Source organism: Chryseobacterium sp. CBo1 (assembly GCF_001693475.1).
In the GTDB taxonomy this organism is placed as follows: Bacteria; Bacteroidota; Bacteroidia; order Flavobacteriales; family Weeksellaceae; genus Chryseobacterium; species Chryseobacterium formosense.
The window spans coordinates 158335-177741 of sequence record NZ_MAUH01000045.1 but is presented as its reverse complement, the minus strand read 5'-3'; the positions used below and the strand labels follow the sequence as shown (position 1 = coordinate 177741).

Below are 19407 nucleotides of genomic sequence, written 5' to 3'. Positions count from 1 at the left end.
CGAGTTTTTTTATTTTAAAATTTAAATTAAATCAATTTTAAGGTTCAAAACTTTCGAATTTTCCGTTTTCGTAAAAGATAACAATACGTTTTATTTTATTTTGTTGATTATCAATGATTTGATTAATTATTTCTTCTTTTGGTTTTTCTAATCGCTGAGAATCGGTTATTTTTTCATTGGCTTTACTTTGATACGTTTTAACCGATTCTGAAGGGCTCTCAAAAATCACTGTATTTTCAGATTCTTCTGTTCCGAAATCTTCATCATCGTTCATCATCGTAAATAAATCAGGAAGGGAAGTCGGTTTTAATTTTTCTTCTGGAGTTTGTTCTTCGATATCGGGAAGTTCAGACTTCAGCATTTCGCCGTCACCGTTCACCAGCCAATCCCACAAAATCTCAGGGAAGCGGGATTTTATCTTGATGATAAACTCCAGTGAGGGTTTGTTTCTTCCGGAAGTCACATGAGAAATAGAGGAACGCTGCACATCAACCTCATCTGCAAATTCGGATGGTGTAAAACCGGAATACTCTATAACTTTTGAAATTCTTTCATTTAAACTCATAAATAAGTTGTAAAATTACTTTTACAAATGTAAATATTAAATTTACATCAAACAAATACAAATGTAAATAAAACAAATTTATTATATATACAAAAGTAAATTACAATAATGTATTAAATATCAATATCTTATAATGTTTATAAAATTTATTATAGTAAATTATTAAACAAAATTTCCACAATTACATATTCTAATTTATTCACTTAAAGTAATAGATGAAGTAAATTTAATTAGGTATATCACAGATATAGTACTTTTGTAGTTATACTGCTAAACTCTTTCTTTGTACCATTAATAGGACTTTCTATACCCTTTAAAATACTATAGAGTAGGAGACGGCTTGAATTGCTGTAAAACCTAGATTTTAGACATATCTCTATTGATCTGCCCCAATATTATATTTGCTAATACTCATCAGTAAACACTTTAACAATATTTTAAGATTGCAATCTTTCCATTCTTTCCGGATTTGCAAAGAGAAGTTACAGTATTTAGTTAAAGCTTAATTAAAGCTAATTTTTTGCGATGAATTTCAACTTTATCCACAATTAACATTTGTATATTGCAATTTGTAAACATGCTTTTCCACATTTGGATTGTTTAAGTTAATTACGCTCAATTCGCCTAAAACAAGAAGTTATTCACTTAAAGTAAGTGTATTGCATAACTTTATATAAATTTTATAATTGACTGAAAAATAAATATTTATACTTGATTAATTAAATTATTGTTAATCCACAAATTTATCAACAGACAATCTGGCAATTTACAACGTTTAATCATGTTACAAATGTTAATTTTAATTTTACATTTAAAATAATTAAATTTGAAAAATGTAAATTATTATTGAATGAATTTTGAACATTTCTACACGGCAGATCCTGATTTCCCTAATCGCTATATTTCCCCTAAAAAATTATTTTTTTACTTACAGACGAATCTCAAAGACTATATTCAGGAAATTGGAAGATCATATTTAGATCAGCCTATTTATCAATTGAGTATCGGAACTGGTAAAATCAATGTATTAGCTTGGTCGCAGATGCACGGAAATGAATCGAACGCAACACACGCTATGCTTGATTTATTGAAAAGTTTAGAAAATGCTCATGATGTAAAAGAAGATTTATTCAGTAAAATCAGTTTGGATTTTATTTTTATGTTAAATCCTGATGGTTCTGAGAAATGGACACGACTCAATGCTTCAGAAATTGACCTAAATCGTGATTTCCATAATGAAGCAAGCAAAGAGATAAAGTTCCTCAAGAATATGGCTGCATCAAAGAAATATGACTATGCTTTAAATCTTCATGAGCAGCGTACTATTTTTACAACTGACGGAATCCATCCGGCAACATTATCCTTTTTGGCACCTTCAGAAAATGTGGAGCGTACCATTACGGAAAACAGAAAAAAATGTATGGCCGTAATAGCTCATGTTTATACGCATTTGAAAGAATTAATACCGAATCAGATCGGGAGATATTCTGATGAGTTTTATCCGACATCTACAGGTGATAATTTCATTAAATCAGGAATGCCTACCATTCTTTTTGAAGGCGGACATTTTATTGATGATTATTCAAGAAAAGAAACAAGAAAATATTATACAGTTGCTTTGTATTATGCTTTAAAAGCAATAAGTGAGTTGAATTCGGATACCAAAGGCTGGGAAATTTATCCGGAAATTCCGGAAAATCAGGAAACACACTACGATATTATTTATCGAAATGTGAAATTAAATACAGAACACGAATGTATTTTGGATATTGCGGTTCAGTACAGAGAAATTTATGAAGAAGGAAAAGATGATATTTCTTTTATCCCTTTTGTAATGGAAGCAGGAGAAGTAAAGAGGAAAGGATGGCTTGAAATCGACTGTACCGGAAAAAGATATATTTCTGAATCAAAATATCCTAAACTCGATACGGAGGTAAATTTTAAAATAGAAAACTAAAAAAAGCGGGACAATTTGTTCCGCTTTTGTTTTTATCCTTAATGTCATTTCAATGAAGAAAGGAGAAGTAGGTTCTTCATTCGAAATGGAAAAAATTAATTTTTTAGTTTACAACCTTAATTCCGTTAGCTACGAATCTGATCTCTTCTTTTGGTTTTGTGATTGCATCGATTTCAGCCTGTGGTTTCTTAGCATCTTCTGCGTAGTGTTTCTGCTCGTCGATAGAGGTTACTTTTCTTTCTGCAGTTCCGTCCATTACAACTGTTTTACCTTTCAAAGCGGTTGGTACAAAGAATGCATAATCTTTCATTTTTACGAAAAACTGAGAATTATCTTCAGTTTGAATGGTTAGCCAGCATCCTTTTTTATCGCAAACGTCTGTAACTTTACCTTTTACAGCTACGTTTTCAACCTTTTTATTTTCTTTTTTAAGCTTTTTGCTTAATTTTTCTACAGTGATTGCCTTAGATTCTGTTTTAGCTTCAACTGCTGAACCGTAAGTATCTCCAACGATTGCGTTGCCTTCCGGTGGTCCCATTTTTTTCTTTGTTTCCTGTGCGAAAGCTAAAGTAGATACACTCACTGCTGCTAAAACTAATATTGCTTTAAATTTCATTATTGATATTTTTTCCAAAATTAATAATAAAAATTGAATTTAGAATGATTATAAACTTGATATAATGCATATGATTTTCAAAATAGTAAACAAATCTTAAAATCACCTGTATATTTTTTTATATTTGAATGCAATACTTTGATATGCAGAAAAAACTAAAACTTTGGGACGCGGTCATGCTTGTAATGGGCTCTATGATCGGAAGCGGAATCTTTATCGTAAGCGCAGATATGATGCGGAATCTCGGCTCCGGATACTGGCTGATTGTAGTCTGGATTATTACCGGAATAATGACTGTTGCAGCAGCAATAAGTTATGGTGAATTATCGTCGCTGTTTCCAAAAGCGGGTGGGCAATACACGTATATCACAGAAATTTTCGGGAAGAAAATGGGATTTTTGTACGGATGGGGCTTGTTTACCGTTATACAAACCGGAACAATTGCAGCGGTTGCGATGGCATTCGGTAAGTTTACGGCCTATTTAGTTCCGGATTTAAATAATGCAGCTCCAATTTTTCAGAGTGGGGAATTCCAGATTACCTGGATTCAGATTTTAGCAATCGCTGTGATTATTTTACTCACCTATATTAATACAAGAGGAGTCGAGAGCGGAAAAATTCTGCAGAATTTATTTACAGGTTCAAAAATTCTGGCATTGTTGGGCTTAATTGCTTTAGGCTTTATTTTGGTTGATTTTTCGCATTTGTCTGAAAATTTTAGCTTCGGAACTGATTCATTCAGTAATTTAATAAAAGATAAAAAAGGAAATTTTCTGCAATCCGGTTGGGAATCTATTTCTGGAATGACTTTAATGGGCGGAATTGCAGCAGCAATGGTAGGTTCCGTATTCAGTTCGGTTGCCTGGGAAAGTGTAACCTTCGTTTCTGGAGAAATCGAAAATCCTAAAAAAAACGTTGTAAAAGCAATGATTTTGGGAACTTCTGCAGTAATGTTGCTGTATATCGCCGTAAATTTCGTTTACATCAATGCTTTAGACAGAGATTCGATTGCATTTGCAGCGAATGATAGAGTAGCGGTTGCCGCTTCACAGAATATTTTCGGAAGCGCAGGAACGGTGATTATTGCTGTTTTGGTGATGATTTCTACTTTTGGCTGCAATAACGGATTAATTTTAGCCGGAGCAAGGGTTTTTCAGACCATGGCAAAAGACGGTTTGTTCTTTAAATCTGCTGTTAACAACAATAAAAATCAGGTTCCCGGAAATGCACTCTGGATGCAGGGAATTTGGGCGTCGATCCTTTGCCTGAGCGGACAATACGGAAATCTTTTGGATATGATTTCATTTGTCATCGTGTTGTTTTACATGATTACGGTTTTCGGAGTGATTTATTTAAGAATCAAACAGCCCGATCTTGAAAGACCCTACAAAACGTGGTTATATCCAATTACACCAATAGTTTATCTTTTGATCGGAACGGCATTTTGTGTATTATTATTGATTTACAAGCAACAATATACCTGGCCGGGATTCTTAATTGTTCTTCTCGGACTTCCGGTTTATTACCTGATCAACCGAAATAAGAAAGCAGATTCTTAATTTTTTCAGGAGCTTAATCTCGCTTTGACTACTCGCTTTTTCATTGGTTTTTGCGCGGCGGCAAAGCCGCCGCGCAAAAACCAATGAAAAGAGCTCAGACAGGCCGTTCAATCGAGGCTAAATTTCCCCGCCATTGTCATAAGAAAAGCGAAGAATCGATCTTGTAACTTGTAGAAAAATAAATAAAACTGATTTTAAAATAGTTGTTGGTTCAAGATAGACAGAACTTATTTTTTACACTAACCGTGTCAAAGTTCTAAACCTTGACACGGTTTTTAGCAACAGCATTCATTTATTTTGATGAGCAGAATCAACGGCATAAAAATTTAAACAAAGAATCTCAGATTTTTAGCAATAATTTTAAGATACCATAACCCATTATTTCTCAAAAATGATTAATTTGGTATTTCGTTTTAAATAACACCAAAGAGAAATAACGAAATATCACTTATGGACACACCAAATTACAGAATGCCTTTTGTACCCTCTACGCTTATGTCCGAAGGTGGAAGTATCGATACCTGCGACATGGGAGAAAGCATTGCTCACAACATCATGCTTTTAATTACCACAAAAAAAGGAGAAAACAGATATGACGACAATTACGGAAACGATGTCTGGAATCTAGAATTCGATAACGGCGTAACATCGGCAGTTTGGGAAAATGTTTTTATCAAAAGTCTGAAGAGGCAGATTTTACAGTACGAACCACGAATTGTACAGCCACAGATCGATGCTCACATTCAGTTTGTAGAGCACAACTACGATACCAAAGAACATACGGAAATCAAGAAAAAAGTAAGAATCGGGATCAACGCTAAAATGGAAGCTACAGGCGAACGTTTCAGTTTTTCTACCGAACTGTTTCTAAGTCCGATGTCGATCGACTAAATATTTATTTGTAAAAAGATTTTATGAATTTAGACCAGAATATTTATTCCAAAGAATCCGTAAAAGCGAGAATGCTTCAGAATGCTACAAAAGTTTGGGGACTGAAAAGTCCGCAGTCATTAGATCCTTTTGTAAAATTACTGATTGATGCATTCAGCACAGAAGTTTTTAAAGCGAATAATGAAATTCAGACCGTTAATGCAAGAATTTTAGAGAAGCTTGCCAAGTTATTAACGCCATCGATTTATACACATCCGGTTCCGGCTCATGCTTTGGCCTACACAATGCCTTATGAATCCTCCGAAATTTTGCTAGAACACACCGAGTTTTTCTTCAGAAAACATATGAATTCCACCATAAAATCGGAATCAGACAAACAGCTGAATATTCCTTTTACTCCGGTGGGAAGTGTGCGTACAAACAAAGCGCAGACCGCTATTATGTTTGTAGGAAATACCTGTTACAGTTTAGATGAAAGATTAAATAAAATTCCGATTTCAAGATTTCAGGGAAGAACGGAAGATTACCGTAAAGTAACGATCGGAATTGATGTTTCAAGATATACCAACGAAAAATTTCCTAAAACCATAAGTCTATACTGTTCAAATCCTGCATTTGAACATCTTGATTTTGTATATAAATTATTGCCTTACAGCACGGTTTCAAGCAATGGAAATCCGATGTTTATTAAAGAAGGTATTTCATATGTGAAAAATCCGCAGGCTGAAGGATATGAACAGATATTTCATGAGCAGTCGATAAAATCAAAAATAATTGATGACATCAAAAGCATTTATCACCATCGATTCATTGAGGTTAGCGGACTTTCAAGAGATTTATTCACAAAAAATCTTCCACAGGATCTAGATTTTCTGAACGGAAGAGAAGAGATTGAAAAATACCTGAACGGAAAAGAATATTTGTGGCTGACTTTCGAGTTTCCACCACAGTTTTCTGCAGAAATTTTAGATAATTTCACTTTTGTGCTTAATGCATTTCCGGTTTACAACAGAGGCTGGAAGAAAACAGAATACAGTTTAGACATTATGGGAAATAACATCCCTTTGATTACCGAAGATGCAGAACATTTTTTATATGTTGATGAAGTGCAGGATGGCGATGGAAGAAAATACAGAGAAATTCCATTTACTCCTTCTGATAATCTTAAAAAAGGTTTATACACGATTAGAAAAGGTGGAATGGAGCGCTTCAACAACAGAAATGCAGTTGATATGATTTCCAATGTTCTTGAGCTTACAAGAGACGAGATCGCAGCATTTTCGTTATTAAATCGAGATAATGTGAAAGGAATTCTGGGTGAAATGTCCGACAAGATGAAATCGATGGTGCAGAAAGTAAACAATGCAAAAAGAAACATCCGACAAGAACTGAATTATGTGATTATGGAACCTGTTGAAAAAACAGACCATACTTACGCCTCATTCTGGATAACTCACTGCACTTTTGCCAATCATATGCGTCCCGGAACAGAACTATCAAACCAATTGAAATCACAATCGATGATTTTGCTTACCGAAACCATTGGCGGAGCAGAAGAGCAGAAAGGTTCAGACAGTATTCAGGCTTACAAATATGCATTGACAACGAGAGATAAAATTATTTCTCTCGAAGATGTGAGAAATTATTGCAGAATGGTTCTTAAAGACGAGCTTAAGGATGTTCGTGTAAAACGTGGAACCATGATCAGTACCAAGCCAAAAGAAGGTTTTGTGCGAACTGTGGAAGTTGAAATTGTTCCTAATAATTATTCTTTTTACGGAAGAGCGTATTGGGAAAACATGGCAAATATTTTGAGGAATCAGATTGTCTCAAAGGCAATCGACGGAATTGAGTATCTCGTAAAAGTAAGCAACGAAGACACCGATTTTTTTGAAAATTAATTTAAACCAAATAATAGAGTATGAAAAAAGTAATGATGGTTGCACTCGCATTATCGCTCAGTGTGGCAACTGTAAGCTGTAAAAAAGGTCTCGATAAAATAGGAAATGCCGTAATGAAAGCTGGTGAAAATGAATCTCAGGCAATAATAGATTTTAATAATAATTTTCTGGATTCTTATAAAAATTCTTCAAGACATGTAGAATCAATTGTAAAATATGCGGAAGCGGCTGTAAAAAAAGCAAAAGGAGAAAATGTGATCTATATTCCGACCGTGATGAGCTCTATGGATTATGCCATCAGTAAAATCAAAGAGGTACCTTCTGGATTCGATAAAGATAAAGGAGCCGTGGAGACAGAATACAATATGTATAAAGCTAAAAGAGAAAGCATTCAGAAGAAATTTGACGAGTTGAAATCGTACATGACTTCCGAAGATTATAAAGATGATAAAGGTGCAAAAGCAGAAGCTTTAAAAAAAGATATCGATGCCGAAGCGCAGGCGTTTTTTACTGCAGGAGGAAATGTTTTAACCAAAATAAAACCCGCAACAGACGCTGCAGAAGAAGTGATTCTGAAAGATCATCCGATGAAAGAATTTATCGTTTCGTCTAAATCGTTGATGAATTCTATGGATTCTGTGATGGATGTTCTGGATAAACAATATGCAGAAGGCTTCAATGAAGCCGAAGCACAGAAAAAATATGACGAATTTGAGAAAATTGTTGCAGAAAATTCCAAGAAAGAATTTAATGTGAAAGATGCTCAGTATTCTTACAAAAAAAGCCAGTTTGAAAGTGTGAACAAAAATGCTTCAGACTTTTTGGATAAATTCAGAAAGCTGATCAGAGATTCAAAATCAACCAAGCGAATTCCCGACAGCAATATCAATGAAATGGATTCTGCTTATGAATCTGTATTAAGTTCTTACAATTCGTTTGTAAAATAATAATTGACGTGAATTAAAATTCAACATTAAAAATTCCGAAAAATTAAATTTTTCGGAATTTTTAATTTAAATAATAGGATTCATCAAAATTACCTCCCTGTTTTCCAGTAAAGGGATAATCTGCTTTACTACCAAGTTTTGGTAATGCTCTGAATTGCGGTGAAACTCTACAGCAGATTCATTTTCATATCCTTCAAATAAAATCAATGTATTTTCATCGGTTTTGCTTTGATGGATTTTGTAAAACAAATTTCCTTGTTCTTCAGCACTTTTCTGTGCAGCTTCTTTCATGATTTGCAATACTGCGTCCAATTTTCCTTCTTTTACCTGCCATTTGGCATAAACGTAAATTGCTTGTTCGTTCATTTTTTTAGTTTTAAAAGTAAATTATGAATTTTTAGATTCTATAAGTGTTACCATTTTTTCACCCACACCTTTTGCGGAAGCAGGATTTTGGCCGGTTACTAAGTTCCCATCAACAATACTGTTTGCTGACCAAGGTTCCGCAGCATGGAAAATTGCGCCTTGCTCGGTTAAAGCTGTTTGCAAATCAAAAGGGACATCGTTTTTTGCATAATTGTCTTCTTCTTCAGTGGTAAAAGAAGCAATGTTTTTACCATTCACCAGATAATTTCCGTCACTTAATTTCACATTCAGTAAAGAGACAGGACCATGACAAACTGCACCGACAATACGATTACTTTCATAAAATCCGGCAATGATTTTTTTAAGCTCAGTGTTTTCAGGCATATCGACCATCGGAGCCAAGCCTCCTGGAATAAAAACAGCGTCATAATCATCTGTATTTATACTGGAAAGTTTCGGAGCGCTATGCATTTTTTCCCAACCTTTTCCTGTTAAAAATTTCAAATTATCAGGATCATCGGATAAATTTAAGGCATCTAAAAAAGGTGATTCACCCGTTAAGCTTACAAAATCGATTTCATAATCTGCTTTCTCAAATTCAGCATAAGGATGCGCTACTTCAGGTAAGAATATTCCTGTTCTTCTGTTGTTAGGACCGATTGTGTTTGCATTAGAAACAATAATTAAAACTTTTGGTTTCATGACTTTGAATTTTTTAGTTAATAAATATTTTGCTTGAATTTTTTTGAAATTATTTTAATTTCTATAGCAAATGTAGTTCGGTTCAAAGCCTCAATCGAAGGAGAAAAGTCACAAAAAAAGTGTGATCGAAATCACACTTAAGATTTATTTATGGTTTGAATAAAGCCGGCTTAAAGTTTCCCGGCTGACTCCAAGGTATTCCGCAACATATTTTTTGGGAATCTGCGAAATCAAATCGGGATATAATTTTGAAAATTCCTCATAACGTTGTTGAGGTGTACTGGAGAGCAGAAGAATAATTCTCTGCTGTAAGGCAATATACCCATTGGTAAGCTTAGTTCTGAAAAAATATTCCATCTTATGAAATTCTGAAGCGAGTTTTTCTCTGCCTTCTAAAGTCAGACAGGCAACAGCTCCGTCTTGCAGACATTCTACAAACATTGTTGCATTTTTTTGCTTAAAAAATCCAATGTAATCGGTCATCCACCAATTCTTTTTTGCAAACTGCAGAATATGCTCTTTTCCGTTTTCGTCAATATAAAAGACTTTATAAATTCCTTCAAGAGTAAGAAATTCAAATTTTACTTCATCACCTTCATGCACCAAAAACTGATTTTTGCGGACATTCTTTATTGTAAAAAATGTTTTTATATAATTAAATTCTTCTTCTGTTAAAGAAATAATTTCCTCAATATGCTCTCGTAATCTGTTCATGGTTCTATTTAAATCAATGTAAATTTAAGTAAAAGAAGGATAATTTTTTAAACAAATTTCAATAGGAGAAAATATTATAAAAATTGAATATTTTGTTTAATTAAAACTAAAAATTACTAACATATTTTAACACAGAAAATTCCTAAAATTTCCGTAATTTTGCACATCGTGATTTTCAGGTAAAGTCACTCCAAATTATGAGTAAATCAACAGAATATATAGAAGTTTACGGTGCCCGTGAACACAATTTAAAAAACATCAATGTAAAAATCCCGCGCAACGAATTGGTCGTAATTACCGGTCTTTCGGGAAGCGGAAAATCGTCATTGGCTTTTGATACGATTTTTGCGGAAGGCCAGCGTCGTTATATCGAAACATTTTCTGCTTATGCAAGACAGTTTTTGGGAGGTTTGGAACGTCCCGATGTCGATAAAATTGAAGGTTTGTCTCCCGTAATTGCCATCGAGCAGAAAACAACCAACAAAAACCCACGTTCAACCGTCGGAACTGTTACAGAATTGTACGATTATCTTCGTCTTTTGTACGCAAGAGTTTCGGATGCGTATTCACAAACAACGGGAAAGAAACTGGTAAGTTATACTGAAGATCAAATTCTCGAAACGATTAAAGAAAATTACAAGGGCGAAAAAATTATGTTGATGGCACCTGTTGTACGTTCCAGAAAAGGGCATTATCATGAACTTTTCGTGCAAATGGCAAAAAAAGGTTACGGACAGGCAAGAATTGACGGAGAATTGCAGGATATTGAATATGACTTAAAACTCGACCGTTATAAAACCCACGACATCGACATCGTAATCGACCGTTGGATTATCGGTGAAAGTGCTTCCGAAGCGAGAATGGAAAAATCGTTGCGAACAGCAATGGAAATGGGAGAAGGTTTAATCGGAATTCAAAAGCTGGGAAGTACCGAGATTGAATATTTTTCTAAAAATTTAATGGATGCCGAAACCGGTCATTCATTGGCGTTACCGGAACCTAACACGTTTTCGTTCAACTCTCCGAAAGGAAGTTGCCCGAGTTGTAAAGGTTTAGGAACTATCAAGAAAATTAATACTGATTATTTTGTTGAAAATCCTAAATTATCGATCAATCAGGGAGGTTTGTTGCCTTTAGAAGATATTAAATCTAATAAATGGATTCAGACTCAGATTAAAAACATTCTTGAGATTTTTGGACTCGGCTTTGCAACGGCAATAAAAGATATTCCGGAAGAAGCGTTGGATTATATTTACAACGGCTGTCACAAAGAATTCAATAAAGATTTAAAATATGCAGGAATTTCTAAGAAAATCAAAATAAGTTTTGATGGGTTGATTCCTTTTATGGAGGAAATTATTGAGGAAAGAGAATCTTACGAAGCGATTTTGCTGGAAAGACATTTCACGACCGAAGAAACCTGTCCTGAATGTAAAGGAACACGTCTTCAGCCGGGAAGTTTAAGCTTTAAAATTGACGGAAAAAATATTGCTGAGGTTAACGGATTAAGCTTATCAGACTTAAAAGAATGGTTAGCTAATGTAAAAGATAAATTTTCTGAAAAAAATGCAATCATTGCTCATGAAATTTTAAAGGAAATCGAAACCAGACTTCAGTTTTTATTAGATGTCGGTTTGGATTATCTAAGTTTGAGCAGAAGTTCGAAAACGCTTTCTGGAGGGGAGTCTCAAAGAATTCGATTGGCGACGCAAATCGGTTCTCAGTTGGTGAATGTTCTCTATATTTTGGATGAACCAAGTATCGGATTGCATCAAAGAGACAACGAAAGATTGATTAATTCATTAAAAAATCTTCGTGACATCGGAAACTCTGTTTTGGTTGTTGAACACGATAAAGACATGATTTTGGAAGCCGATGAGGTTTTGGATATTGGTCCTAGAGCCGGAAAATTCGGTGGTGAAATTCTTTGGCAGGGAAAACCTAAAGATTTGTTGAAAGCGGATACTATTACGGCTCAGTACATTAATGGAAAACGAAAAATTACCATTCCTGAAAAAAGAAGAGAAGGGAACGGTAAAAATATAGTATTAAAAGGTGCTACAGGAAATAACCTTAAAAATGTTACACTTGATATTCCTTTAGGAAAACTGGTTGTGGTTTCTGGGATTTCAGGAAGTGGAAAATCTTCTCTGATTAACGGAACTTTGTATCCTATTTTGAACAAACACTTTTACAGAGCCGTTCAGGAACCCTTACCTTATAAAAAAATTGAAGGTCTTGAACACATTGATAAAATTGTAGATGTAGACCAGACTCCGATTGGAAGAACGCCACGTTCAAATCCTGCAACGTATACAGGAATGTTTACAGACATTAGAAATCTTTTTGCAGAACTGCCTGAATCTAAAATCCGTGGTTACAAACCCGGAAGATTTTCTTTCAACGTGAAAGGCGGAAGATGCGAAACTTGTCAGGGAGGCGGTTTGAAGGTCATTGAAATGAATTTCTTGCCAGATGTTTATGTTCATTGCGAGACTTGTAACGGAAAACGTTTCAACAGAGAAACATTGGAAGTTCGTTACAAAGGAAAATCAATTTCGGATATATTGGATATGACGATTGATGAAGCGGTAGAATTTTTCCAGCCGATTCCTAAAATTTTTGCCAAAGTAAAGACTCTGCAGGATGTTGGTTTGGGATATATTACGTTAGGACAGCAATCGACAACACTTTCTGGAGGAGAAGCTCAGCGTATCAAGTTAGCAACGGAATTAGCAAAAAGACAAACCGGAAATACATTATACATTCTTGATGAACCAACAACCGGACTTCATTTTGAAGACGTGAAAATCCTGATGGATGCGATTAATCAGTTGGTGGAATTAGGCAATTCTTTCATCATCATTGAACATAATATGGATGTCATTAAATTAGCCGATCATATTATTGATGTTGGTCCGGAAGGTGGGAAACACGGCGGACAAATCGTTGCACAGGGAACACCCGAAGAAATTGTGAAGTCGAAGAAGAGTTTGACAGGAAAATTCTTGAAGAGAGAATTGTAATTGGTCTCAGTTTTGTGGTATCTACCAAAAAATCTTATGAAATCGATTAAAATTTATTTGGCGCTTTTAGCTTTTTCTCTCAGTTTTGTTTCTTGTGAAGTAAGAACAGCAACAAGCGTAAGAACAGGTAGCTCTAAACCTATACCTCCAGGTCAGGCTAAGAAAATTTACGGAACAAAATCGGCAAAACCATTTGCTCCGGGACAAAATAAATAATTATTTATCAATACTAAGTATAAAAAGAATTTGCACAAGCAGATTCTTTTTTTTGAATGATATTCCTTTATACTTTGTCAAAGTTGAAAATCTTTGACAAAGTTTTAAAATAATAAGGCTAAAATTTATCGATTTTAGCCTTTTCTGTGTTCAAATTTTAGTTCCAATATTAAATTTTCAATTATTTTTAAAATTTATAATATTGAAAATCAGATAATTATATTTCAATATTAACTCAATGTTAACTCAATGTAAAATTATTGTAAATTATTTTATATATCTTTGATAAAGAAATAGTAAACAAGTTTAATATAATCTTTAAAATCAAAGACTTATGAAAAATAAAATCCAAATATTCGTTACAGCACTTTTCATTTTTGGCTTAACAGCTGTTGTTAACAATGCAAAAGCTCAGACTACATCCAGTAATACCATTCAGGAAATACAGTTAAATAAGAATGATGCTTTTAATGAGATCAGAAATCTTTTAATGGCTAATTTTGATTTTACTAATTCAGATTATAAACAAGGAGTTGTAAACTCTGAAGTAAAATTTGATATTGCTGAAAATGGTAAAATTGTAAATGTACGTTCGAAAGGAGACTGCAAAAACGTTAGCAAAGAAATTGTAAACGTTTTGTCTCATCTTCAGTACAAAATAGATCCGGCTAAACTTAATGAAAATATGTTGGCTTCATCATATGTAATGCCGGTAAAAGTAGATATAAACAATAGATAATTACAAGAAACAAACTATATAATTTTACTCCACAAAGCTGCTTGAAAAAGCAGTTTTTTTATTTGTGGTAATTGTATACATTTGATTTAAATATTCTTCAACTGTGAATCCTATTTTAGATGTTGTGCTTCGATCTGTCTGCGTTTATCTTTTTATGATGATCGCCATCCGTTTGTTTGGGAAAAACCAGCTTTCTCAGCTTAATGCAGGAGATGTAGTCTTCCTGCTTCTCATTTCTAATGCAGTACAGAATGCAATGGTCGGAGAAAATACTTCTCTGGAAGGCGGAATTATCGCGGCTTTGGTTCTTTTCATCGCTAATTTTATTGTTAAAAGACTGATGTTTTCTAATCGACGCTTTGCAAGTTTTATGGAAGCAGATCCTGAGATTTTGGTAAAAGATGGGGTTGCAGATCAGGTGGCACTAAGAAAAGTGAAAATTAGTTTTGATGAACTGAACGAGGCAATCCGGGAGCATGGCGTTGAAACAATGGAAAACGTAAAGCTTGCTATTCTTGAAGTAGATGGAAATATCAGTGTGATTTCTGAGGATAAAAAAGATTCGCAAACTCATTACTCTAGAATCAAAAGAAAAAATAAAAGAAAATACCATTAGAAATGAACTACGAGCTACGAGAAATGCTTCCTCATGATGATACAAGAGTTTTGGAAATTCTCAAACAAGGAATCAAAAGCGGAACGGCAACCCTTGAAACAGAATTACCAAGTGCAGAAGCTTGGAATACCACTTATTATAATGATTGCAGATGGGTTTTGGAAAATGAAACAAATGAAGTGATCGGTTGGTGCGCTTTAAAAATGATTAGTAAAAAAGAATTCTTTAAAGGCGTTGCTGAGGTAAGTATTTTTTTGGATAATAATTATATCGGGAAAGGCTTAGGTACAATTCTTTTGAAAAAATTGATTGTCGACAGTGAAAACCACGGATTTTGGACTTTGGAATCTCATCTTTTTTCTGAAAATGAAATGGCTATAAAATTTCATCAGAAAAATGGGTTCAAAATTATTGGAAAAAGAGAAAAAATAGCTCAACTTCATGGTGAATGGAAAGATCTTATTTTTATGGAGAGAAGAAGTGAAAATGTATTTTAGAATTACAGAATGAATGGCATTTCGATTGTATGTTTTAATTCATAAACCTAAAAACAGCATTATGAAACTTATTAAAAATACAATTGCAGCTTTCATTTTAATCGGAATGTTTTCGTCATGTCTTCCGCATCCGAGTCGTCGACCAATGCCTCCGGGACATGATAAAAAGGTTGAAAAATTGAAAGAAGCTCATCCGCGAAACCGATAACATCAATTCAATTATTTGAAAGTAATTTATTGAGATTACTCTTTAAAAACATAAAATTATCATAAAAATTATTAAAAAATCAATGATATAAGATTATTGGCATTAGTCTTGTTAAATTTTTTCTATAATTTGAAATTGGTTATTATGAAAGTATTATTTAAAGCACTCGGATTATTCTTATTTGTTTTTTCATTCGCATTTTATCAGGCATCACCAATACAAAAACGTCATCATGGTCCACATAAAAGTCATTACCATGGACACCGCGGGCCTCATAAGATGAAGTATAAAAAAGTAGTTTACTATAAAGCTCCGAAACATTATTACAAGAAGCATTATTATAAACCACAGAGAACATACAAATATTATTCTTACAAAAGATACAAGCAACCCCGTGTTTACCACAGCAGACCGGTAATTGTAGTAAATTTATAGATAACGACTGTCTCAATTTTGAGGCAGTTTTTTTATTATAATTAAAATTTAATTCGAAAATATATAGCAGATTTTATTTCTCTTTTGGCATCATCATTGTAATTGGTAGATTTTGAAATTTAAAAGGAAGATTTATGAAAGGGTTATTGAAAATTATGGGAGTAGTGATGGTTATGGGCACTTTATTTGTATCGTGTGTAGTTCACGAGCATCACGGAAGAAGGTTACCTCCGGGACATGCCAAAAAAGTTTACGGCGGAAGTGCAAAACATTATGCTCCGGGTCAGGTTAAAAAAAGAGTATATTATTACGATAAACCAGGTCACGGTCATAAAAAACATAAAGGTCACCATCGTGGCAGACATTAAAAATAAAAGCTCCAATCGGAGCTTTTATTTTTTTATAATGTTGATTTTTTCGGATTAAGAGATGTGTTGAAAATCATTACATCCTGACCGAAGTGCTTTTCAATTCTTTCGGAAATATTCAGTAATTCACTGTCAATAAAATCTTTTCTCTTTTCTTCATCATCAAATACCAAAAGAAGATTATAGTTTTTTCCTTCTTCGATAAAGTCACTGTGAATTTCAGACAAGATGTATTTATCAACATCCATCAGGTTTTCAGTCATTAAGATTAAAGTTTCATCTACATATTTTTCCCATTCTTCCAGACTGTTTTTCACACAATGGAAGGTAATGCTTAATACACTCATATTTTAATATTTTTTAAGATATTTTGATTGAATTCTCAGGCAAAAATCGGCAAAAATTTTGTAAATTAGCCCGTTATTAAATAATCAAAATAAATAGTTTTCAGGCATTTTTTTAAAAGTCTGATTATCATTACAATAAAACTTATATATGCAAAAAGAAGGAGAAAGATTAATTCCTATCAACATTGTTGATGAAATGAAATCATCTTACATTGATTATTCGATGTCGGTTATTGTTTCAAGAGCATTACCGGACGTGAGAGATGGTCTGAAACCGGTACACCGAAGAGTGCTTTACGGTATGTATGGTTTAGGCGTTTTCTCAAACAGAAAATATTTAAAGTCAGCGAGAATTGTAGGGGATGTTTTAGGTAAATATCACCCGCATGGAGATTCTTCAGTTTATGATGCAATGGTAAGAATGGCGCAGCCTTGGAGTTTAAGATATCCGCAGGTTGACGGGCAGGGTAACTTCGGTTCGATGGATGGTGATCCGCCTGCAGCTATGCGTTACACTGAAGCGAGACTCAAAAAAGTTTCAGACGAAATTTTATCGGATCTTGATAAAGATACTGTTGATTTCCAGAATAACTTTGACGACAGTTTGACAGAACCGACTGTAATGCCTACAAAAATTCCAAATCTTTTGGTGAACGGTACTTCGGGTATCGCGGTAGGTATGGCAACCAATATGGCTCCTCATAATCTTTCTGAAGCTATTGATGCAATTACTGCATATATAGATAATAGAGAAATTACCATCGATGAGCTGATGCAGCACATCATTGCTCCGGATTTTCCTACAGGAGGAATTATATACGGCTATGATGGGGTAAGAGATGCTTTCCACACAGGTAGAGGAAGAGTAGTTCTCAGAGCTAAAGTTGGTTTTGAAGAAGTACACAACAGAAATGCAATTATTGTAACTGAAATTCCTTACCAAGTCAACAAAGCTGAGATGATTGCGAGAACAGCTGAGTTGGTAAAAGATGAAAAAATTCTTGGTATCTACGAAATCAGAGATGAGTCGGACAGAAACGGAATGCGTATCGTTTATGAATTGAAAAATGATGCGATCCCGAACGTTGTTCTGAATATGTTGTATAAATATACCTCACTTCAAACGTCTTTCAGCGTAAACAATATCGCTTTGGTGCACGGAAGACCGGAACAGTTGAATTTAAAAGATATTATTCATCATTTTGTTGAGCACAGACATGAAATTATTGTAAGAAGAACTCAGTACGAGCTTAAAAAAGCTAAAGAAAGAGCTCACATCTTGGAAGGTTTCATGAAAGTGATCGGAACGCAGGATGCTTTGGATAAGGCGATTTCGATTATTCGTCACTCTTCAAATCCACAAGCTGCAAAAGAAGGTTTGATTTCTGAATTTGAGCTTTCTGATATTCAAGCACAGGCAATTCTAGACCTTCGTTTAGCTCGTCTCACAGGAATGGAGCTTGATAAGATCCGTGATGAGTACGATGCAATCATGAAAGAAATTGCTGATTTGGAAGATATTTTAGCGAATGAACCAAGAAGATTCCAGATTATTAAGGATGAATTGCTTGAAATTAAAGAAAAATACGGCGACGAAAGAAGAACTGAAATCGATTATTCAGGTGGAGAAATGTCTATCGAAGATATTATTCCGAATGAATCTGTAGTTCTTACGATTTCTCACGCAGGATATGTGAAGAGAACGTTGCTTTCAGAATATAAAATTCAAAGTAGAGGTGGTGTAGGAAATAAAGCGGCTACAACAAGAGATTCAGATTTCTTGGAGTATATCGTTTCTGCAACAAACCACCAATATATGTTATTCTTTACCGAAAAAGGAAAATGTTATTGGTTAAGAGTATTCGAAATTCCTGAAGGTTCAAAAACGGCAAAAGGAAGAGCGGTACAAAACCTTATCAATATTGAACCAGACGATAAAATCAAAGCCTATATCAGAACTAACGATTTGAAAGATGTAGATTACATCAACCAAATGAGCGTTGTAATGATTACGAAAAACGGTACAATTAAGAAAACATCTTTAGAAGCGTATTCAAGACCGAGAGTAAATGGTATTAATGCTATCGAAATCAGAGAAAACGATCAGTTGCTAAGTGCATATCTTACAAATGGTGAATCTCAGATTATGATAGCCACTAAAAATGGTAAATGTATCCGTTTCCCTGAAGAAAAAGTAAGAGAAGTAGGTAGGGGATCAATTGGTGTGCGTGGAATAACAATGGAAGATAATGATGAGGTTATTGGTATGATTGTTGTGAATGATGTTGAGCGCGAAACGGTTCTTGTGGTATCTGAAAAAGGGTATGGTAAAAGAACTGCAGTAGAAGATTACAGAATTACCAACAGAGGTGGAAAAGGAGTTATCACTCTTAATATTACTGAAAAAACGGGTAATCTGATCGCCATTCAGAATGTAACTGATGAAGACGGATTGATGATTATCAATAAATCGGGTGTTGCTATCAGAATGAATATGGACGAAATGCGTGTAATGGGTAGAAATACTCAGGGTGTAAGAATGATCAATCTTAAAAAGAATGACGAAATTGCAGCCATCGCAAAAGTTGAAATGGATAAAGATGTAGAAGAGGAGTTTGAAGGAGAAGTATCTGAAGAAATCTCAACTGAGGAAAATGCTTCACCACAAACAGAAAATAATTCAGAAAATGGAAATCCGGTTGATGAAACTGAGAATTCTGATTCTGAGGAATAATTT

Annotated in this window: 20 protein-coding genes; 14 read left to right on the top strand and 6 right to left on the bottom strand. The window is 34.2% G+C overall.

The window, feature by feature from the left end; genetic code table 11:
• Window positions 1-37 precede the first annotated feature (37 nt).
• The gene (locus BA768_RS17500) at window positions 38-565 is read right to left on the bottom strand and encodes a helix-turn-helix domain-containing protein (protein WP_065721803.1); all 528 of its coding nucleotides are present in this window, start codon (window positions 563-565) and stop codon (window positions 38-40) included.
• An 850-nt stretch (window positions 566-1415) separates the two neighbouring features.
• Here BA768_RS17500 and BA768_RS17495 point away from each other — a divergent pair.
• The gene (locus tag BA768_RS17495) at window positions 1416-2522 is read left to right on the top strand and encodes a M14 family zinc carboxypeptidase (protein ID WP_065721802.1); all 1107 of its coding nucleotides are present in this window, start codon (window positions 1416-1418) and stop codon (window positions 2520-2522) included.
• A gap of 103 nt (window positions 2523-2625) precedes the next feature.
• On the opposite strand, the gene BA768_RS17490 is transcribed toward BA768_RS17495, so the two are convergent.
• Complete coding sequence (locus tag BA768_RS17490) at window positions 2626-3138, bottom strand: DUF4920 domain-containing protein (protein ID WP_065721801.1); 513 nt, start codon at window positions 3136-3138, stop codon at window positions 2626-2628.
• Window positions 3139-3281: 143 nt separating this feature from the next.
• On the opposite strand from BA768_RS17490, the gene BA768_RS17485 reads away from it, so the two are divergent.
• The 4 genes from BA768_RS17485 (at window position 3282) to BA768_RS17470 (ending at window position 8436) form a co-directional block, all read left to right on the top strand.
• Window positions 3282-4697 (top strand): APC family permease, encoded by a 1416-nt coding sequence (locus BA768_RS17485; protein WP_065721800.1) that lies wholly within the window; start codon window positions 3282-3284, stop codon window positions 4695-4697.
• A gap of 450 nt (window positions 4698-5147) precedes the next feature.
• Complete coding sequence (locus tag BA768_RS17480; RefSeq protein WP_034675931.1) at window positions 5148-5588, top strand: GPW/gp25 family protein; 441 nt, start codon at window positions 5148-5150, stop codon at window positions 5586-5588.
• Window positions 5589-5611: 23 nt separating this feature from the next.
• The gene (locus BA768_RS17475; protein ID WP_065721799.1) at window positions 5612-7489 is read left to right on the top strand and encodes a type VI secretion system baseplate subunit TssF; all 1878 of its coding nucleotides are present in this window, start codon (window positions 5612-5614) and stop codon (window positions 7487-7489) included.
• Between the two features lie 20 nt (window positions 7490-7509).
• The gene (locus BA768_RS17470) at window positions 7510-8436 is read left to right on the top strand and encodes a DUF3829 domain-containing protein (protein WP_065721798.1); all 927 of its coding nucleotides are present in this window, start codon (window positions 7510-7512) and stop codon (window positions 8434-8436) included.
• Window positions 8437-8502: 66 nt separating this feature from the next.
• Here the strand turns inward: BA768_RS17470 and BA768_RS17465 are convergent, their stop codons facing one another.
• From BA768_RS17465 to BA768_RS17455, 3 genes are all read right to left on the bottom strand, one after another.
• Window positions 8503-8802, bottom strand: a complete 300-nt coding sequence (locus BA768_RS17465; RefSeq protein ID WP_034675936.1) for a putative quinol monooxygenase — start codon at window positions 8800-8802, stop codon at window positions 8503-8505.
• Between the two features lie 21 nt (window positions 8803-8823).
• Window positions 8824-9504: a type 1 glutamine amidotransferase domain-containing protein gene (locus BA768_RS17460; RefSeq protein ID WP_065721797.1), complete on the bottom strand. Its 681-nt coding sequence runs from the start codon at window positions 9502-9504 to the stop codon at window positions 8824-8826.
• A gap of 144 nt (window positions 9505-9648) precedes the next feature.
• Window positions 9649-10218, bottom strand: a complete 570-nt coding sequence (locus BA768_RS17455; protein ID WP_065721796.1) for a Crp/Fnr family transcriptional regulator — start codon at window positions 10216-10218, stop codon at window positions 9649-9651.
• A gap of 197 nt (window positions 10219-10415) precedes the next feature.
• Here BA768_RS17455 and uvrA point away from each other — a divergent pair, with 197 nt between their 5' ends.
• From uvrA to BA768_RS17415, 8 genes are all read left to right on the top strand, one after another.
• Window positions 10416-13244 (top strand): excinuclease ABC subunit UvrA, encoded by a 2829-nt coding sequence (gene uvrA, locus BA768_RS17450; protein ID WP_065721795.1) that lies wholly within the window; start codon window positions 10416-10418, stop codon window positions 13242-13244.
• Window positions 13245-13280: 36 nt separating this feature from the next.
• Window positions 13281-13460: a hypothetical protein gene (locus BA768_RS17445; RefSeq protein ID WP_034675946.1), complete on the top strand. Its 180-nt coding sequence runs from the start codon at window positions 13281-13283 to the stop codon at window positions 13458-13460.
• 334 nt (window positions 13461-13794) lie between these two features.
• Window positions 13795-14199, top strand: coding sequence for a hypothetical protein (locus BA768_RS17440; protein ID WP_034675950.1), 405 nt, complete (start codon window positions 13795-13797; stop codon window positions 14197-14199).
• 103 nt (window positions 14200-14302) lie between these two features.
• Window positions 14303-14815 carry a DUF421 domain-containing protein gene (locus tag BA768_RS17435; RefSeq protein WP_083206730.1) on the top strand — a complete coding sequence of 171 codons (513 nt, stop codon included), beginning with the start codon at window positions 14303-14305 and terminating at the stop codon, window positions 14813-14815.
• A 2-nt stretch (window positions 14816-14817) separates the two neighbouring features.
• Window positions 14818-15312, top strand: coding sequence for a GNAT family N-acetyltransferase (locus BA768_RS17430; protein ID WP_065721793.1), 495 nt, complete (start codon window positions 14818-14820; stop codon window positions 15310-15312).
• 61 nt (window positions 15313-15373) lie between these two features.
• On the top strand, window positions 15374-15520 hold the full coding sequence (locus BA768_RS21345; protein ID WP_165571776.1) for a hypothetical protein: 147 nt from the start codon (window positions 15374-15376) through the stop codon (window positions 15518-15520).
• Window positions 15521-15664: 144 nt separating this feature from the next.
• Window positions 15665-15955, top strand: a complete 291-nt coding sequence (locus BA768_RS21130) for a hypothetical protein (protein ID WP_123947140.1) — start codon at window positions 15665-15667, stop codon at window positions 15953-15955.
• Window positions 15956-16089: 134 nt separating this feature from the next.
• Window positions 16090-16323, top strand: coding sequence for a hypothetical protein (locus BA768_RS17415; protein WP_065721790.1), 234 nt, complete (start codon window positions 16090-16092; stop codon window positions 16321-16323).
• A gap of 32 nt (window positions 16324-16355) precedes the next feature.
• Here the strand turns inward: BA768_RS17415 and BA768_RS17410 are convergent, their stop codons facing one another.
• Window positions 16356-16670, bottom strand: a complete 315-nt coding sequence (locus BA768_RS17410; protein WP_065721789.1) for a DUF4286 family protein — start codon at window positions 16668-16670, stop codon at window positions 16356-16358.
• Between the two features lie 148 nt (window positions 16671-16818).
• Here BA768_RS17410 and gyrA point away from each other — a divergent pair, with 148 nt between their 5' ends.
• Window positions 16819-19404 carry a DNA gyrase subunit A gene (gyrA, locus tag BA768_RS17405; protein ID WP_047483370.1) on the top strand — a complete coding sequence of 862 codons (2586 nt, stop codon included), beginning with the start codon at window positions 16819-16821 and terminating at the stop codon, window positions 19402-19404.
• Window positions 19405-19407 lie beyond the last annotated feature (3 nt).

Coding starts and splice junctions, on each gene's coding strand:
- BA768_RS17500 (WP_065721803.1), bottom strand. CDS start 565: ATGAGTTTAAATGAAAGAATTTCAAAAGTTATAGAGTATTCCGGTTTT.
- BA768_RS17495 (WP_065721802.1), top strand. CDS start 1,416: ATGAATTTTGAACATTTCTACACGGCAGATCCTGATTTCCCTAATCGC.
- BA768_RS17490 (WP_065721801.1), bottom strand. CDS start 3,138: ATGAAATTTAAAGCAATATTAGTTTTAGCAGCAGTGAGTGTATCTACT.
- BA768_RS17485 (WP_065721800.1), top strand. CDS start 3,282: ATGCAGAAAAAACTAAAACTTTGGGACGCGGTCATGCTTGTAATGGGC.
- BA768_RS17480 (WP_034675931.1), top strand. CDS start 5,148: ATGGACACACCAAATTACAGAATGCCTTTTGTACCCTCTACGCTTATG.
- BA768_RS17475 (WP_065721799.1), top strand. CDS start 5,612: ATGAATTTAGACCAGAATATTTATTCCAAAGAATCCGTAAAAGCGAGA.
- BA768_RS17470 (WP_065721798.1), top strand. CDS start 7,510: ATGAAAAAAGTAATGATGGTTGCACTCGCATTATCGCTCAGTGTGGCA.
- BA768_RS17465 (WP_034675936.1), bottom strand. CDS start 8,802: ATGAACGAACAAGCAATTTACGTTTATGCCAAATGGCAGGTAAAAGAA.
- BA768_RS17460 (WP_065721797.1), bottom strand. CDS start 9,504: ATGAAACCAAAAGTTTTAATTATTGTTTCTAATGCAAACACAATCGGT.
- BA768_RS17455 (WP_065721796.1), bottom strand. CDS start 10,218: ATGAACAGATTACGAGAGCATATTGAGGAAATTATTTCTTTAACAGAA.
- uvrA (WP_065721795.1), top strand. CDS start 10,416: ATGAGTAAATCAACAGAATATATAGAAGTTTACGGTGCCCGTGAACAC.
- BA768_RS17445 (WP_034675946.1), top strand. CDS start 13,281: ATGAAATCGATTAAAATTTATTTGGCGCTTTTAGCTTTTTCTCTCAGT.
- BA768_RS17440 (WP_034675950.1), top strand. CDS start 13,795: ATGAAAAATAAAATCCAAATATTCGTTACAGCACTTTTCATTTTTGGC.
- BA768_RS17430 (WP_065721793.1), top strand. CDS start 14,818: ATGAACTACGAGCTACGAGAAATGCTTCCTCATGATGATACAAGAGTT.
- BA768_RS21345 (WP_165571776.1), top strand. CDS start 15,374: ATGAAACTTATTAAAAATACAATTGCAGCTTTCATTTTAATCGGAATG.
- BA768_RS21130 (WP_123947140.1), top strand. CDS start 15,665: ATGAAAGTATTATTTAAAGCACTCGGATTATTCTTATTTGTTTTTTCA.
- BA768_RS17415 (WP_065721790.1), top strand. CDS start 16,090: ATGAAAGGGTTATTGAAAATTATGGGAGTAGTGATGGTTATGGGCACT.
- BA768_RS17410 (WP_065721789.1), bottom strand. CDS start 16,670: ATGAGTGTATTAAGCATTACCTTCCATTGTGTGAAAAACAGTCTGGAA.
- gyrA (WP_047483370.1), top strand. CDS start 16,819: ATGCAAAAAGAAGGAGAAAGATTAATTCCTATCAACATTGTTGATGAA.